The sequence below is a fragment of the Rhizobium sp. 01T437 genome, assembly GCF_056398505.1.
Genome location: NZ_JBFTPM010000012.1, coordinates 105,666 through 119,942, shown reverse-complemented (window position 1 = coordinate 119,942; position 14,277 = coordinate 105,666). Strand labels below are relative to the sequence as shown.

Sequence of the window (14,277 nt, the reverse complement as noted above, 5' to 3'; positions counted from 1 at the left end):
TTCTGGTTGTCTCGTAGGCGCGTTCCTGCTATGTTCTATTTATGATGAGCGCGAAGGTTTTCCAGTCCGACGCCCCGCTCGACGAGCGTCGCGTCATCATAAGGCGCCATGACGGCGATGTGGAGATGGTGGAGCTGCCATGGGGTCTGCGTCCGCGCGACGGCGGGCCTCGTGCGGTGAACGTCATTCGATCGGAGGGAAGGACGTTTCCGACCCACCGATGCCTGGTGCCGGCGTCCCAGTTTCGCCATCGGAGCTTCAGCTTCTCGCTCGCCAACGGCGACTGGTTCTATTTCGCGGGGATCTGGCGGCCTGCGAGCCCCGATTGGCCGGAGGCCTATGCCATCCTGACGACCGAGGCGAATGCCGATATCGCGCCGTTCCACGACCGGCAGATGGTGGTTCTCACCCGCGATCAACGCATGGCCTGGCTCGACGCACTTGTGCCCGAGGACGAAATCCTGCGGCCCCTGTCGGCAGGGACATTTCGGGTCAGGCGCCATTCGACCTCTCCTGTTCAGACAATGCTCGCCGTCTAAAGCGCCAGCCGCAGCTGGGGTTCCGTGAGGGCTGCGCGCCGTTCCAGCGAAGACAGCGACACGCCGAGCAGACGGATCCCTTTTTGCGGCGGGAAGATTGGCGCGAGAAGCAGGTCGACGACCTCCTCGAGATCGGTGATCGCCGGAAGAGCTGACGGAACTGTCTTGCTGCGGGTGATCTGGCTGAAGTCGGCATATTTGACCTTGAGCGTCACCGTCTTTGCGCCAATTTCATTGGCCTCGCAGTAGCCCCAGACCTTTTCGATCAGCGACCGAAGCCCTTCGCGGGCGGGTTCGTAGGAATGAATGTCCTGCGAAAACGTATCCTCTGCGCCGATGGATTTGCGCTCCCGATCCGGCCTGACCTGGCGATTGTCGATGCCGCGGGCGATCCCATAGAAATACGGTCCCGATTTCCCGAAATGCTGGGTGAGAAACTCGAGCGATTGCTGCTTGAGGTCGGCGCCGGTCTCGATTCCGAGCCGATGCAGCTTTTCAGCGGTCGCCGGCCCGACACCGTGGAATTTCTTGACGGGGAGCTGCTCGACGAAGGCCGGGCCGTTCTTCGGCGTGATGACGGCCTGGCCGTTCGGTTTGTTGAGGTCGCTTGCCATCTTGGCCAGAAACTTGTTGTAGGAAATTCCAGCTGACGCGGTAAGCCCCGTTGCCGCCTTGATCCTGGCGCGGATCTCTTCGGCGATCTCGGTTGCAATCTCCATGCCCTTCAGGTTTTCGGTGACGTCGAGATAGGCCTCGTCGAGCGACAAGGGCTCGATCATCGGCGTGTATTCGGCAAAGATCGCCCGGATCTGCATGGAGACAGATTTGTAGACGTCGAAGCGGGGTTTGACGAAGATCAGGTCGGGGCATTTTCGCCGGGCGGTCACCGACGACATGGCGGAATGGACGCCGAAGGCTCTGGCCTCGTAGCTTGCGGCCGCCACCACACCGCGGGCGGCAGGGCTGCCGACGGCAACCGGCAGGCCGCGCAGTTCGGGATTGTCGCGCTGCTCGACAGACGCATAGAAGGCGTCCATGTCGACATGCACGATCTTGCGCGGCCGCTCGCGGCTTCCTTCGTCTGTCATCATCTAGCTTCCATCAGCGGGACCATTTCCCAAACATGGGACGTGTGCCCCACACTTGTCACCCTTGCGCGTCTGCGTTCGCCGGCAGCCCATGGCCGTGCGCCGGCGGATTTCCGCGAAGCTGACACTTGCGCCAAATGCTTTCACCAACAGTTTGCGCCCAGGCGCGCAACGATCGCGGAGGCGGGCAGACGAGTTCCACTGCCAGAATCCTGTGATCTTTCCGTGTAGGGACCGCATCGTCCACAAGCCGCGTTCGGCGCATCCGAAAAATATTCCTTCCCCATCATCCGATTGAATCCACTGGCGATTTTTCTTGCCCGCGCGCGTGCTCAACTTCAGCGGGTTATATGCGTATTGACTCATTTATGCCTTAAGAACAAATACAGAACAGATTCCTGTTACTCAAGCCGAAAACGGGTTGCCGTCAAAAGGAGATCATGAGTTCAGCAGTCGCTTCAAATGCAGTTCTCACCGAGTTACGCGAGAAAATCGCCAATCTGGAAGGGGCGGGCTCGCGCCAACGAAGTGTCCTGCCGTTCGGGGTCAGCGAGATCGATGCTCAGCTGCCGGGAGGGGGGCTCGCCTATGGCGCGCTGCATGAAGTGGCCGGCGGTGGAAATGGGGCGATCGACGGGGTGGCCGCCGCACTCTTCGTCGGCGGCATTGCTGCCCGCACCACCGGCAAGGTGGTGTGGTGCCTGACGCGCTTTGACCTCTTCTTCCCGGCCTTCGCCCAGATCGGCCTTCACCCCGACCGCGTCATCTTCGTTGAGTGCGACAGGCAAGAGACGGTGCTCGCAAGCTTCGAAGAGGCTTTGAGTTATGGCGGCCTCGGCGTCGTCGTCGCTGAACTCGTGCGTCTGCCGATGGCGGCATCGCGCCGCCTGCAGCTTGCCGCGGAAAAGTCGGGGACATTGGGCCTGGTGGTCCGCCGGTGGAGGCGGCAGGCGGAGGCCTCCGACTTCGGCATGCCGAGCGCTGCGACAACCCGCTGGCGCATCTCGGTGCTGCCGTCCGAGCCGCTTGCCGTGCCGGGTGTCGGGCGGGCGCGATGGTTGGCAGAACTGATGCGGGTCAGGGCCGGCGAGGGAGGTGAATTCATTATCGGAGCATGCGATGGCCAGGGTCGTATCTGTCTTTCTTCCGACGCTGCCGACCGACCGGATCAGGCGCGCCGATCCTTCGTTATCCGTTGAAACGCCGCTGGTGGTGATCGCCAGGAGTGGTTCGAAGCGATGGATTGCCGGAGCCGATCGGGCAGCGGCCAAACTTGGCCTTCGTATCGGCATGCCGGCCGCCAAGGCGCAGGCGCTGGTCCAAGGGCTCATGATGATCGACGCCGATCCCGCGGCAGACCTTGCAGCGCTGGAACGGCTGACGCTCTGGGCGCTGTCGCAATACTCTCCTGTCGTCACTATCGATCCTCCCGATGGCATCGCCATGGATACTGAAGGCGCCGATCATCTCCAGGGCGGCGAGGAGCTGATGCTGTCCGGCCTCGTCAATCGCTTGCGCGGCCGGGGGCTCGCTGCCCATGCGGCAATCGCCGACACGTGGGGTGCTGCGCATGCGCTCGCCCGCACCACCCGGCGTGAGACGGTCATAATCGCGCGCGGCGAAACCCAGAAGGCCGTGAACCGGCTGCCGCTGTCGTCGCTGCGATTGCCGTCCGACGCCATTGAAAGCCTGCGAACCCTCGGCTTTGCCACCATCGGCGATCTTGCCGCCACCCCACGTGCGCCATTGACGCTGCGCTTCGGTCCCGAGCTCGGTCGCCGCCTCGACCAGATGTTCGGCCGTATCGCCGAACCGATTGATCCGATCCGCCCAGCGGAGCTTGTCGAGGTCCAAAAATCCTTCGCCGAACCGATCGGAGCGCCCGAGACAATCGAGAAATACGTCACCCGCCTCGTGCGCCAGCTCTGTCTGGAGCTCGAAAAGCGTGGGCTGGGCGTCCGCCGTGCCGACCTCATCGTCCACCGCGTCGACAATAGCATTCAGGCGCTTCGGGCCGGCACCGCCAAATCCGTCCGTGACATCGCCTGGCTGACCAAACTCTTTCGCGATCGCATCGAAAAGATCGAGCCTGGCTTCGGCATCGAGAAGCTCAGTCTTGCTGCCGTCCTCGCCGAGCCGCTGATCGAGGCGCAGTCGGTCTCATCGCTCATTGAAGAACAGATTGCTGATGTGACGCCGCTCATCGACGTGCTCGGCAATCGTGGCGGCCAGCGGATTTTCCGCGTCGCACCGGTCGCAAGCGATGTCCCGGAGCGCAGCGTCCAGCGGATCGGGCCTACGGCCGACGAGGATGGCGCCACCTGGCCGCTGCACTGGCTGCGGCCACCCTGGCTTCTGGCGCGTCCCGAACTGATCGAAGTGATCGCCCTGCTCCCGGATCATCCACCGGTCTCGTTTACCTGGCGCGGCAAGCGGCGGCGGATAAAGCGCGCCGACGGGCCGGAGCGGATCTTTGGCGAATGGTGGAAACGCAGCGCCGAATGGATCGCGGTGCGCGACTACTTCGTCGTCGAGGACGATACCGGTAAGCGATTCTGGATCTTTCGATCCGGCGACGGCGTCGATGCGGAAACCGGATCGCATAAATGGTTCCTGCACGGGGTGTTTGCATGATGCGCTACGCCGAGCTTCAGGTCACCACGCATTTCTCGTTCCTGCGCGGCGCAAGCTCGGCAGGCGACCTGTTTTCGACCGCAAAGCTCATGGGCATCGAAGCGCTCGGCATTGTCGACCGCAACAGCCTGGCCGGCATCGTCCGGGCGCTGGAGGCCTCGCGCGCCACCGGCCTGCGGCTCGTCGTCGGCTGCCGGCTCGACTTGTCCGACGGCATGTCGATCCTCGTCTATCCGACCGACCGCGCCGCCTATTCCCGGCTGACGCGGCTGCTGACACTCGGGAAGGGCAGAGGCGGGAAGGCAAACTGCATCCTGCATCTCGATGATGTGGCGCTCTATGCCGAGGGCCTGATCGGCGTTCTCGTACCGGACTTGGCCGATGACGCCTGCGCCGTGCAGCTCAGGAAGATGGCCGAGATCTTTGGCGATCGTGCCTATGTCTCGCTCTGCCTGCGTCGCCGTCCCAACGACCAACTGCGACTGCATGAGATCTCGAACCTTGCGGTGAAACACCATGTGAAGACAGTCGTCACCAATGACGTGCTGTTTCATGAACCCGGCCGCCGGCAGCTGCAGGACGTCGTCACCTGCATCCGCACCGGCTCCACCATCGATGATGTCGGCTTTGAGCGCGAGCGGCATGCCGATCGCCATCTGAAGCCGCCGGAAGAAATGGCACGTCTATTTCCCCGCTACGCGGAGGCCCTGGCACGTACGATAGAGATCGTTGAGCGCTGCAGGTTCTCGCTCGAGGAGCTGGTCTATCAGTACCCCGAGGAGGCGCTGATCGCAGGCATGACGGCTCAGCAGTCGCTGGAGCATTACACCTGGGAGGGCGTCAAGACACGCTATCCCGAAGGCCTGCCGGTCCATGTCGAGAAGACCATTCGCCATGAGCTCGCTCTGATCGAGACGATGAGATATGCGCCTTACTTTCTGACCGTCTTCTCAATCGTCCGTTATGCCCGATCGCAGGGCATTTTATGCCAGGGCAGGGGATCGGCTGCCAATTCCGCCGTCTGTTATGTGCTCGGCGTCACCTCGATCGACCCCGAGACCAATGATCTCCTGTTTGAGCGGTTCGTCTCCCAGGAGCGCGACGAGCCGCCCGATATCGATGTCGATTTCGAGCACGAACGGCGCGAAGAGGTCATCCAGTGGATCTACAAGACCTATGGCCACGACAAGGCAGCACTCTGCTCGACCGTCACCCGCTATCGCGCCAAGGGTGCCATTCGCGATGTCGGCAAGGCGCTGGGCCTGCCGGAGGACCTGATCAAGGCACTATCCTCGGGCATCTGGTCCTGGTCGGAGGAGGTCAGCGAGCAGCAGGTGCGCGACCTCGGTCTCAATCCGGAAGACCGACGTCTCGCCCTGACGCTGAAACTTGCACAGCAGCTGATGGGAGCGCCGCGTCACCTCGGCCAGCATCCCGGCGGCTTCGTCCTCACCCATGACAGGCTCGACGATCTGGTGCCGATCGAACCGGCGACCATGGTCGACCGGCAGGTGATCGAATGGGACAAGGACGACATCGAGGCGTTGAGATTCATGAAGGTCGACGTGCTGGCGCTCGGCATGCTGACCTGCATGGCCAAGGCGTTCGCGATGATCCGCGAGCACAAGCATCATGATCTCGATCTTGCGACGATCCCGCAGGAGGACCCGGCGACCTATGCGATGATCCGCAAGGCCGACACCTTGGGGACGTTTCAGATCGAATCGCGCGCCCAGATGTCCATGCTGCCACGTCTCAAGCCTGAAACCTTCTATGATCTCGTCATCCAGGTCGCCATTGTCCGCCCCGGGCCGATCCAGGGCGACATGGTGCATCCCTATCTGCGCCGGCGCGAGGGCAAGGAGAAGGTCGAGTACCCGACACCCGAACTGAAGGCGGTCCTCCACAAGACACTGGGCGTGCCCTTGTTTCAGGAGTCGGCGATGAAGGTGGCGATGGTCTGTGCGGGATTCACGGGCGGCGAAGCCGACCAGCTTCGGAAATCCATGGCGACCTTCAAGTTCACGGGCGGGGTTTCACGCTTCAAGGACAAGCTCATCTCGGGAATGGTGCGCAACGGCTACACGCCGGAATTTGCCGAGAAGACATTCAGTCAGCTCGAAGGCTTCGGCGCCTATGGCTTCCCCGAAAGCCATGCTGCCTCCTTCGCGCTGATCGCCTATGCCTCAAACTATGTGAAATGCCATTTTCCGGAAGTATTCTGCGCGGCGCTTTTGAACTCGCAGCCGATGGGCTTTTATGCCCCCGCCCAGATCGTCGCCGACGCGAGAAAGCACGGCGTGGAGATACGTCCCGTTTGCATCAACCGCTCGCGCTGGGACTGCATGCTCGAGCGGATCGACGATACCGACCGGCATGCGGTGCGGCTCGGCATGCGTCTGGTGCGCGGTTTGGCGACCGCCGACGCTGCGCGCATCGCAGCCGCCCGCGCTGATGACCCTTTCGCATCCGTCGACGACATGTGGCGGCGCTCCGGCGTACCGGTCGCCTCGCTCATCGAGCTTGCCGAAGCCGATGCCTTCCTGCCGTCTCTACGCCTCGAGCGTCGTGATGCGCTCTGGGCAATCAAGGCGCTGCGCGACGAGCCGCTGCCTCTCTTCACCGCTGCAGCGGAGCGGGAGGCGCGGGCCATCGCCGAGCAGCAGGAGCCGACAATCGAACTGCGGCAGATGACCGAAGGCCACAACGTCGTCGAGGACTACAACCATACCGGCCTGACGTTGCGGCAGCACCCTTTGAGTTTCCTGCGGGCCGATCTCGCCAAGCGTCGGATCGTCACCTGTGCCGAGGCGATGGCGGCGCGCGACCGGCAATGGCTGACGGCCGCCGGCCTGGTGCTGGTGCGCCAGCGGCCGGGCTCCGCGAAGGGGGTGATGTTCATCACCATGGAGGATGAAACGGGCGTGGCCAACGTCGTTGTCTGGCCAAAGCTCTTTGAGCGGTCGCGCCGGGTGGTGCTCGGCGCCAGCATGATGGCGATCAATGGCAGGATTCAGCGAGAAGGGGACGTCGTTCATCTGGTCGCAAAGCAGCTCTTTGATCTCTCGTCCGATCTATCGAGCCTTGCCGAGCGCGATGGCGCATTCCGGCCGCCGACCGGGCGCGGCGACGAGTTCGCGCATGGCTCACCAGGCAGTCCGGATTCCCGCGAACGGCCGGCGCCAGGGCTTCGGGCGAGAGATATGTTCGTGCCGGATCTTCATATCGATACCCTGAAGATCAAGAGCTGGAATTTTCAGTAAATGCCGAAGGCCTGCGTCCGGGTCCGGGGTTCGCTTCCCATCAAGAGCGTGGGTTGCGGCGCATCGCCGATGCTCGTCATTCAACGATATGGAGAGCGGGAACTTCAAATCTACTTAAGACGATCCCCGCTTTCAGAGCTGGTTGCCACGATATCGAATGGCGTTGGCGCTTCAATTTGCTGAGGTATCCGTCCTAGTCAGCAGAATACGCGCCATATTTTCATCAACTGAGCTGGCAAAGGTCTTAGGCTCAGAGCACCGAAACAACAGCCTTGGCGAGGTCATCGAGCCGGTCCTCCCTGAGGCCCGCGACATTGAAGCGGGAATCACCGACCATATAGATGCCGAACTCATCTCGCAGGCGGTTGACCTGCGCTTCGGTCAGGCCGAGCCGCGAGAACATACCCCGGTGGTCGGCAATAAAGTCGAAGCGCGAGGAGTTGGACTGGCGACGGAGCGCCTCGGCAAAGCCCTTGCGCAGGTTGAGCATACGAAGCCGCATAGCTTCGAGTTCAGACTTCCAGTCGGCGCGCAGTGCATCGTCCTCGAGGATAAGGCGGACGGCGGCAGCGGCATGGTCCGGCGGCATGGAATACAGCACGCGAGTGATGGCGAGCGCCTGACTGCCTGCGATCTTTAGGCTTTCTGGGTCCTTGCCCATCAGGATGACGGCGCCGACGCGGTCGCGGTAGACCGAAAAATTCTTCGAGCAGGAGGTGGCGACAGCCATTTCCGGCACCTTGCTTGCGAGCAGGCGAACAGCGGCGGCGTCTTCCTCCAAACCATCGCCGAAGCCCTGATAGGCAAGATCGATGAAGGGGAAAAGGTCGCGTTCGACGAGAAGATTCACGACCGGACCCCACTGCTCGATCGTCAGATTGGCGCCGGTCGGGTTGTGGCAGCAGCCATGCAGCAGGACGATGTCGCCGGCCTTCGCCTGCTTTAATCCCTGGAGCATGGCATCGGCCTTCACCGTGCCGCTGGTGGGATCGAAATAGGGATAGGTCGCGGTTTTGAAACCAGCAGCCTTCAGGATCGGCACATGATTCACCCAGGTCGGGTCGGAGAGCCAGACGGTGGCGTCCGGCCGGGCCCTTACCAGCAGGTCGGCGATCGTGCGAAGCGCGCCCGAGCCGCCCGCTGTCTGGCAGGCGAACATGCGCGAGAGATCGGCCTCCTCGCCAAAGACCAGCCTCAGCATGGCCTTGTTGAAACCTTCATCGCCTGCCATGCCGACATAGGTTTTGGTCGTCTGGCTTTCATAAAGGCGCTTCTCGGCATCACGCACTGCTCGCATGATGACGGTCGCACCCTGCCAATCCTTGTAGACGCCGACGCCGAGATCCATTTTCGTCGGCCGCTCGTCGTTCTTATAGAGAATCGAGAGGCTGAGGATCTTGTCCGGCGGGGCGGCAGTGAGCGTTTCGAACATGGCTTTTCCTTCGAATTGAGGTCAAATGCGGAGCTGCTTCAGCCACCCCGCATTGGCTGAATCAATGCTCCAACTCACTTTGCGATCCGGCGCGGATTGCAGAAAGCACCTGCTTTTGGAGCGCAACGAATTCTGACGAGGCAATCATATCCTGGTTGCGTGGGCGGGCGAGGCCGACATGGAAGGTCGCGTTGATGCGTCCCGGATTGATGCTCATCGCCACGATACGGTCGGACAGGTAAACGGCTTCTTCGACATCATGCGTGACGAACAGCACGGTCAGCCGATGCTCTTCCCAGATCTGGGTCAGCAGTTCCTGCATCTGGTGACGGGTCAGAGCGTCCAGCGCGCCGAACGGCTCATCCATCAATAGCATTTTCGGTCGATAGGAAAGGGCACGCGCAATGGCGACCCGCTGCTTCATGCCCCCCGACAGTTGAGAGGGGAATGCATCGGCGAACTTGGTGAGCTTCACCAGTTCGATGTGGTGGCGGGCGACATCCCGGCACTCGGCCTTCGGCAACCCGGCCGCCTGCAGGGCGAATTCGACATTCTGCTGCGCGGTCAGCCACGGCAACAGCGTGTAGGATTGGAAGACAACGCCGCGATCGAGCCCAGGGCCGACGATCGGCGAACCATCCGTCAGAAGAACACCGTTGTCGAAGCCCTGAAGTCCGGCGACGATAGACAGAAGCGTACTTTTGCCACAGCCGGAAGCACCGACCAGGGAAACGAACTCGTTGTCGGCGAGTTCCAGATCGATATTGCTGAGGGCATGAACGCGGCTCTTCCTGCCACCATACCATTTGTTCAGACCCTCGATCTTGAGTTTGGGATCGCTCATCTCAATGCCTCGAAGCGTAACGGAAGAAGACGCGCTCGAGGGCCTTCATGCTCTGGTCTGTGATCAGACCGAGCAAGCCAAGGAGCAAGATGTAACCAATGATCGTCTGCGTCTGGAAATATCGCTGAGAGACGACGATGCGATAGCCGAGGCCGGATGTCGCCGCGACAAGTTCTGCCAGCACAAGCCAGGTCCAGGCCCAGCCAAGGCTGATACGCAGTGTGTCCCAGATGCCGGGTAGGGAGGACGGCAGGACGATGCGGCGCAGGATCTTGGTTTCTGACATTCCAAGCGTACGGCCAAGTCCGACGAAGTCGGTTGGCACGCGCTTGACGCTGTCCATGACCATGAGCACCTGCTGGAAGAAGGTTCCGATAAAGATGATGACGAATTTCTGAATGTCGCTTGTGCCGGCCCAAAGAATGGTGAGCGGAACGAAGGCGACAACCGGCATGTAGCGAACAAAGTCGACGAAGGGCTCGATGGCCGCTTCCCACGTCTTGAAACAGCCGATCATGATCCCGATCGGGATCGCCAGGGCCGATGCAATCAGAAAACCGACGAGCATGCGATAGATACTGATCCCCGCATCGGTCCACAGCGTGCCATCGGCCGCCAATTCCACCATCTTGGCCCATACCGCTCCGGGCGAGGGCAGGAAAATCGGTTTCACCCAACCGGTGACGGTAGCAAGCCACCACACGGCGAAGAGCAGGGCAAAAACGGCAACTGCAATCATAAAAAACGACTGACCGCTGATCGGATCCCCGATCCGAAAGGCACTGGGTGGTCTACCGACACCCGCGCGCGATTGCGCGCGGGGCCTTTCCTTCGCTGTCGACGACAATTCTGAGCTAGACATTACGGTCCCGTTGGTGGCCAGAGGTCACTTGTTCGCAGCATCGACAAACGACGTGTCGATCATGCTGTCGGCAGAAACGTCCTGGGTCACGAGGCCGGCTGTTTTGGCCGCCTTCAGAACGTCGGCGAAGGTCTTGGTCTTGAAGTCACCGGCAAAGGCCTTGGCTGCTTCAGCAGAGGTATAGTATTGGACACCGTCGAAGGCCGTTTTCAGATCATCCGGGGAGGCGCCGACGGCCTTCGAGATGATGGTGCGATCCTCGTCCGTATTGGCCTTGTAGTCGGCCAGAGCCGCATCCCAGGCCTTGATCATGGCCAGAACCTGTCCAGGCCTCTGCTTCAGCACCTCCTCGCGAACGACGAGAACGTCGGAGACTAGGCCCGGATCTTTGCCGGCTTCAAAAAGCAGCTTGATATTCTTGTCCTGGGTCAGCGCCGTTGAAATGTAGGGCTCGTAGGTGACGGCGACCGGAACACGGCCTGCAATCAGTGCCGTCCCGGCATCAGCTGCCGGCATTGGCACGCGGACGATATCGTCGATCGTCATGCCGTTGCTGGCAAGCGCGTAGTTCAGCAGGATGTCGCTTGTCGTGCCTTCCTCGAAGGCGATGTTCTTTCCTTTAAGGTCAGCGACGCTCTTGATGTCGCTTCCGGCAAGGATTGCGTCCGCCTTCAGGCTGAAATCAAGCAGCGAGACGATCTTCACCGGCAAGCCGGCGGCGACCATACCCATGGCCGTGTGCGTGGCGATATTGGCAGCGTCGAGCTGACCGCTGGCAAGTGCTGCGTTGATGTCCTTGTCTTCGCTGAAGTTGACAAGCTCGACTTCCTCGAGGCCAGCTTTCTTGAACAGGTCCTTGCTCGCGGCGACGTGCCATTGACCGTAACCGAGCCACGGCTCGATGCCGATCTTGAAGGTGCCCGGCTCCGGCTTGGACGGGATTTGATCCTGGGCGTTTGCCTGCGCACTGGCAAGAACGCCGACGATCCCGAGCGCGATCGCTGCGCGGGAAAACTGCTTGCTGATGGATTTGTAGTTCATTGGGAACCCCTCTTTTGATGATTTTAACGGATCACATGGCTTGCATCTTCTTAAGTTTGACGCCCGACCATCAAGCTCTTGGCGGGCGGACATCCTGTATGAGTACTTGTCTCCTTTCGCCGGCGTAAGCGGTTACTGTTTGAGTATGAGGTGCGAGCCACGTTCCTTGAGGTCGGCGATCGAGCCGACGCCCATCAAAGCCAAGGTAATCGAGATCTCGCGGCGCAATGTCTCGATCGCACGGTCGACGCCGGCCTGGCCGGCGGCTGCAAGACCATAGGTATAGGCTCGTCCCAACATGACGCCGTCGGCGCCCATTCCAATTGCCTTGACGATATCGCTTCCCCTTCGCACGCCCCCGTCGAGCATCAGAGAGAAATCCGGTCCGACCGCGGCCCGGATGTCGGGGAGTGCGGCGATCGTGCTCATGGCACCGTCGAGTTGGCGGCCGCCATGGTTCGAGATGACAATGCCGTCGACCCCGACCGCTTGCGCTTTCGTCGCATCCTCTGGTGAAAGAATACCCTTGATGACCAGCTTGCCTTTCCACCGGTCGCGCAGTGCCTCGATGTCTTTCCATGCGAGCCTTTTGTCGATGCGCCTGGAAAGATTGGCGGCCTGTTCGAGCGCTCCTCTCCCGAAGTCTGTGCGATGCTCCACCGCCCGAACGGAAGGCATGCCGCCGCGACCGACATCGAACAACCAGGCGGGCTTTCGGCATAGACTCGCGAACAGTCGTGGTGTGATACGCGTAAGAGATCGGAAGCCGTTTCGCACATCGCGTTCGCGGATGGCGGTGATGGCCGTATCGACGGTCACGTACAGCGCCTCGACACCGGCCTCTTCCGCAGCGCTCAGAAGTTCCTCGCAGAGTGCGCGGTCGTCGAGCACATAGAGCTGAAAATGCAACGCGCCGTCAATTGCTTGGCGGAGGTCTGCCAGCGACGCGATCGAGAAGGTCGAAAGGCAGAAGGGGATGCCGGCAGCGTGAGCGGCGCTGGCTGCCTTTTGTTCTCCATTCCTCGTGTAAAGGCCAAGAAAGCCGACCGGTCCCAGCATAAAGGGAAGAGGATGTCGCCGTCCGAGGTATTCGGTCGACAAATCAGGCTCGGCATAGTCGCCGAGAACGTTCTGACGCAGCCGCAAAAGCGAGAAATCGTCCCTGTTTCGACGATAGGTTTCCTCCGCAAAAGAGCCGCCGTCGATGTAATCGAAGAAGAGCTTCGGCAATCGCTTGCGAGCGGCCAGCCGGAGGTCATCGATATTGACGATCGTCACAATCTACCCCTCCGGATCTATCTTTGCGAGGAAGCGGGTTACCAGGTCCGCGCCATCATCAGGCTCCGCCCCTACCATCATCGCCACTGAAAGGCCGATCAGGGAGGATGTCGGATTGTGGCTTGTAGCACCGGCCCGCAGGTTCATGACGAGTGTCGGGCAGAGGAAAAGCCCGAGCCGGACGACCTTTCGCCAGTCAGAAGGAAGCATGCTCCGCTGCTTGAGGGCGGCAAGCAACGGCTTCCAAATCGCCTCGGCCTTCGTTTCCAGAAGTGCGGCTCGAACCGGACTTAGCGTCCAATAGAAATCGGCAAAGAGACGGCCATTCTCGTACCTTGCTGTCGCGTTGAATTTCTGCTCGGCGATCGCAGGATCATAGAGCCAATAGGGATGAGCAAGGATATTGTGGAAGGTCGTCTTAACCTCTGCGAGAAGCGTCGGGATGTGCTCGCCGGCGAAGGCCGGGTCAAAGAATGACAGGCTCGTGCGCCCTTGCTGCCGTTCGAACCAGACATTGGCGTTGTGGGCGTCGCCATGTGCCGTCACGCCGCCACTATCCGCCAGACGGGCAGGGTTCAGTCTTTCATGCGCGGCGTCGAACAGTTCCCCAAGCGTGTTGCGGTATTCGATGCCATTGATGACGAAGCGGGCTTTTGAGAGCGTGTCCCAGGAAAGCGTGACGCCGGGGAGTTTGAACGCCTTGCCGACGTAAAAGCTCGCCAGCCGGCCACCAGGGTAGGTTCCGTCCGGCGCAGTGACCAGCCGGTCGTAGAATAGCCGGTGGACCGGCTCTTTTGCGACTTGATCAGGCGTGACCGGATGCAGCGTCTTCAGGTAGACGGACAGGACGGCCTCATTGAGCCGGCGTTCCGCATCCACGGCCTGACTTGCCATTTGCTCATCATGAAGCTCGTCGAGCGCGCGCAGAACATCGGAAAAGCGCGGATCCGTCCTGCGTCGATAGACGAGGATCTGCTCGCCCGGAAGGGTCGACATCATGATCGGCTGATCTACCGGCAGGCCGGCCTTGGCAAGGATATCGGCACGATAGTACTCGCCGCTCATCTCCTCCTCATTTTCCTCCTGATGGAATTTGAAGAAGTACGGCTTTCCGTCGGCCTCAAAGAAACCGTTCAGCGAATTGAGGCTGTATTGATCGTGGTTGATTGCCAGATCATGTGCCTCGACCCCAAACAAATCTCGCAGCAGGTCGGCAAGAAGAGCTTCGGCACTACCGTCGCGCGTCTTGGCTTTCTCCCGAATGGCTGCGGTCCGACTGTTGGGCTGCCCCATGAT

Annotated in this window: 11 protein-coding genes and 1 pseudogene; 4 read left to right on the top strand and 8 right to left on the bottom strand. The window is 61.1% G+C overall.

The window, feature by feature from the left end:
* The first annotated feature begins 41 nt into the window (after positions 1-41).
* A complete protein-coding gene (locus AC1DM5_RS24045; protein ID WP_477824337.1) occupies positions 42-539 on the top strand; it encodes an SOS response-associated peptidase family protein in 498 nt (165 codons plus the stop codon).
* Here the strand turns inward: AC1DM5_RS24045 and dinB are convergent.
* Together dinB and AC1DM5_RS24035 are read right to left on the bottom strand one after the other, a co-directional pair.
* Positions 536-1,627, bottom strand: coding sequence for a DNA polymerase IV (gene dinB, locus AC1DM5_RS24040; RefSeq protein ID WP_477824339.1), 1,092 nt, complete (start codon positions 1,625-1,627; stop codon positions 536-538). The two genes, AC1DM5_RS24045 and dinB, sit on opposite strands and share 4 nt — an antisense overlap.
* Positions 1,628-1,630: 3 nt before the next feature.
* Positions 1,631-1,892: pseudogene (locus tag AC1DM5_RS24035) on the bottom strand (hypothetical protein).
* 175 nt (positions 1,893-2,067) lie between these two features.
* Between AC1DM5_RS24035 and AC1DM5_RS24030 the strand changes: the two are divergent.
* The 3 genes from AC1DM5_RS24030 to AC1DM5_RS24020 are packed head-to-tail and all read left to right on the top strand — an operon-like array spanning position 2,068 to position 7,524.
* The gene (locus AC1DM5_RS24030) at positions 2,068-2,826 is read left to right on the top strand and encodes an ImuA family protein (RefSeq protein WP_477975808.1); all 759 of its coding nucleotides are present in this window, start codon (positions 2,068-2,070) and stop codon (positions 2,824-2,826) included.
* Positions 2,747-4,261 carry a Y-family DNA polymerase gene (locus AC1DM5_RS24025; RefSeq protein WP_477824335.1) on the top strand — a complete coding sequence of 505 codons (1,515 nt, stop codon included), beginning with the start codon at positions 2,747-2,749 and terminating at the stop codon, positions 4,259-4,261. Before AC1DM5_RS24030 ends, AC1DM5_RS24025 begins: the two co-directional genes overlap by 80 nt.
* Complete coding sequence (locus tag AC1DM5_RS24020) at positions 4,261-7,524, top strand: error-prone DNA polymerase (RefSeq protein WP_477824338.1); 3,264 nt, start codon at positions 4,261-4,263, stop codon at positions 7,522-7,524. The genes AC1DM5_RS24025 and AC1DM5_RS24020 overlap by 1 nt, the downstream gene beginning before the upstream one ends.
* A 250-nt stretch (positions 7,525-7,774) precedes the next feature.
* Here AC1DM5_RS24020 and AC1DM5_RS24015 read toward each other — a convergent pair whose 3' ends face one another.
* From AC1DM5_RS24015 to AC1DM5_RS23990, 6 genes are all read right to left on the bottom strand, one after another.
* Positions 7,775-8,956 (bottom strand): amino acid aminotransferase, encoded by a 1,182-nt coding sequence (locus tag AC1DM5_RS24015; protein ID WP_477824060.1) that lies wholly within the window; start codon positions 8,954-8,956, stop codon positions 7,775-7,777.
* A 61-nt stretch (positions 8,957-9,017) separates the two neighbouring features.
* A complete protein-coding gene (locus AC1DM5_RS24010) occupies positions 9,018-9,800 on the bottom strand; it encodes an ABC transporter ATP-binding protein (RefSeq protein WP_477824061.1) in 783 nt (260 codons plus the stop codon).
* Between the two features lies 1 nt (position 9,801).
* Entirely contained in the window at positions 9,802-10,662 is an 861-nt protein-coding gene (locus AC1DM5_RS24005) for an ABC transporter permease (protein WP_477824062.1), read from the bottom strand.
* A 24-nt stretch (positions 10,663-10,686) separates the two neighbouring features.
* Positions 10,687-11,703 carry an ABC transporter substrate-binding protein gene (locus AC1DM5_RS24000; RefSeq protein ID WP_477824063.1) on the bottom strand — a complete coding sequence of 339 codons (1,017 nt, stop codon included), beginning with the start codon at positions 11,701-11,703 and terminating at the stop codon, positions 10,687-10,689.
* 132 nt (positions 11,704-11,835) lie between these two features.
* Complete coding sequence (locus AC1DM5_RS23995) at positions 11,836-12,981, bottom strand: alpha-hydroxy acid oxidase (protein WP_477824064.1); 1,146 nt, start codon at positions 12,979-12,981, stop codon at positions 11,836-11,838.
* Between the two features lie 3 nt (positions 12,982-12,984).
* Entirely contained in the window at positions 12,985-14,274 is a 1,290-nt protein-coding gene (locus AC1DM5_RS23990) for a hypothetical protein (protein WP_477824065.1), read from the bottom strand.
* Between the last annotated feature and the right edge of the window lie 3 nt (positions 14,275-14,277).

Excerpts from the sequence above, each read along its gene's own strand:
- AC1DM5_RS24045 (WP_477824337.1), top strand. The coding sequence starts at position 42 with ATGATGAGCGCGAAGGTTTTCCAGTCCGACGCCCCGCTCGACGAGCGT.
- dinB (WP_477824339.1), bottom strand. The coding sequence starts at position 1,627 with ATGACAGACGAAGGAAGCCGCGAGCGGCCGCGCAAGATCGTGCATGTC.
- AC1DM5_RS24030 (WP_477975808.1), top strand. The coding sequence starts at position 2,068 with ATGAGTTCAGCAGTCGCTTCAAATGCAGTTCTCACCGAGTTACGCGAG.
- AC1DM5_RS24025 (WP_477824335.1), top strand. The coding sequence starts at position 2,747 with ATGGCCAGGGTCGTATCTGTCTTTCTTCCGACGCTGCCGACCGACCGG.
- AC1DM5_RS24020 (WP_477824338.1), top strand. The coding sequence starts at position 4,261 with ATGCGCTACGCCGAGCTTCAGGTCACCACGCATTTCTCGTTCCTGCGC.
- AC1DM5_RS24015 (WP_477824060.1), bottom strand. The coding sequence starts at position 8,956 with ATGTTCGAAACGCTCACTGCCGCCCCGCCGGACAAGATCCTCAGCCTC.
- AC1DM5_RS24010 (WP_477824061.1), bottom strand. The coding sequence starts at position 9,800 with ATGAGCGATCCCAAACTCAAGATCGAGGGTCTGAACAAATGGTATGGT.
- AC1DM5_RS24005 (WP_477824062.1), bottom strand. The coding sequence starts at position 10,662 with ATGTCTAGCTCAGAATTGTCGTCGACAGCGAAGGAAAGGCCCCGCGCG.
- AC1DM5_RS24000 (WP_477824063.1), bottom strand. The coding sequence starts at position 11,703 with ATGAACTACAAATCCATCAGCAAGCAGTTTTCCCGCGCAGCGATCGCG.
- AC1DM5_RS23990 (WP_477824065.1), bottom strand. The coding sequence starts at position 14,274 with ATGGGGCAGCCCAACAGTCGGACCGCAGCCATTCGGGAGAAAGCCAAG.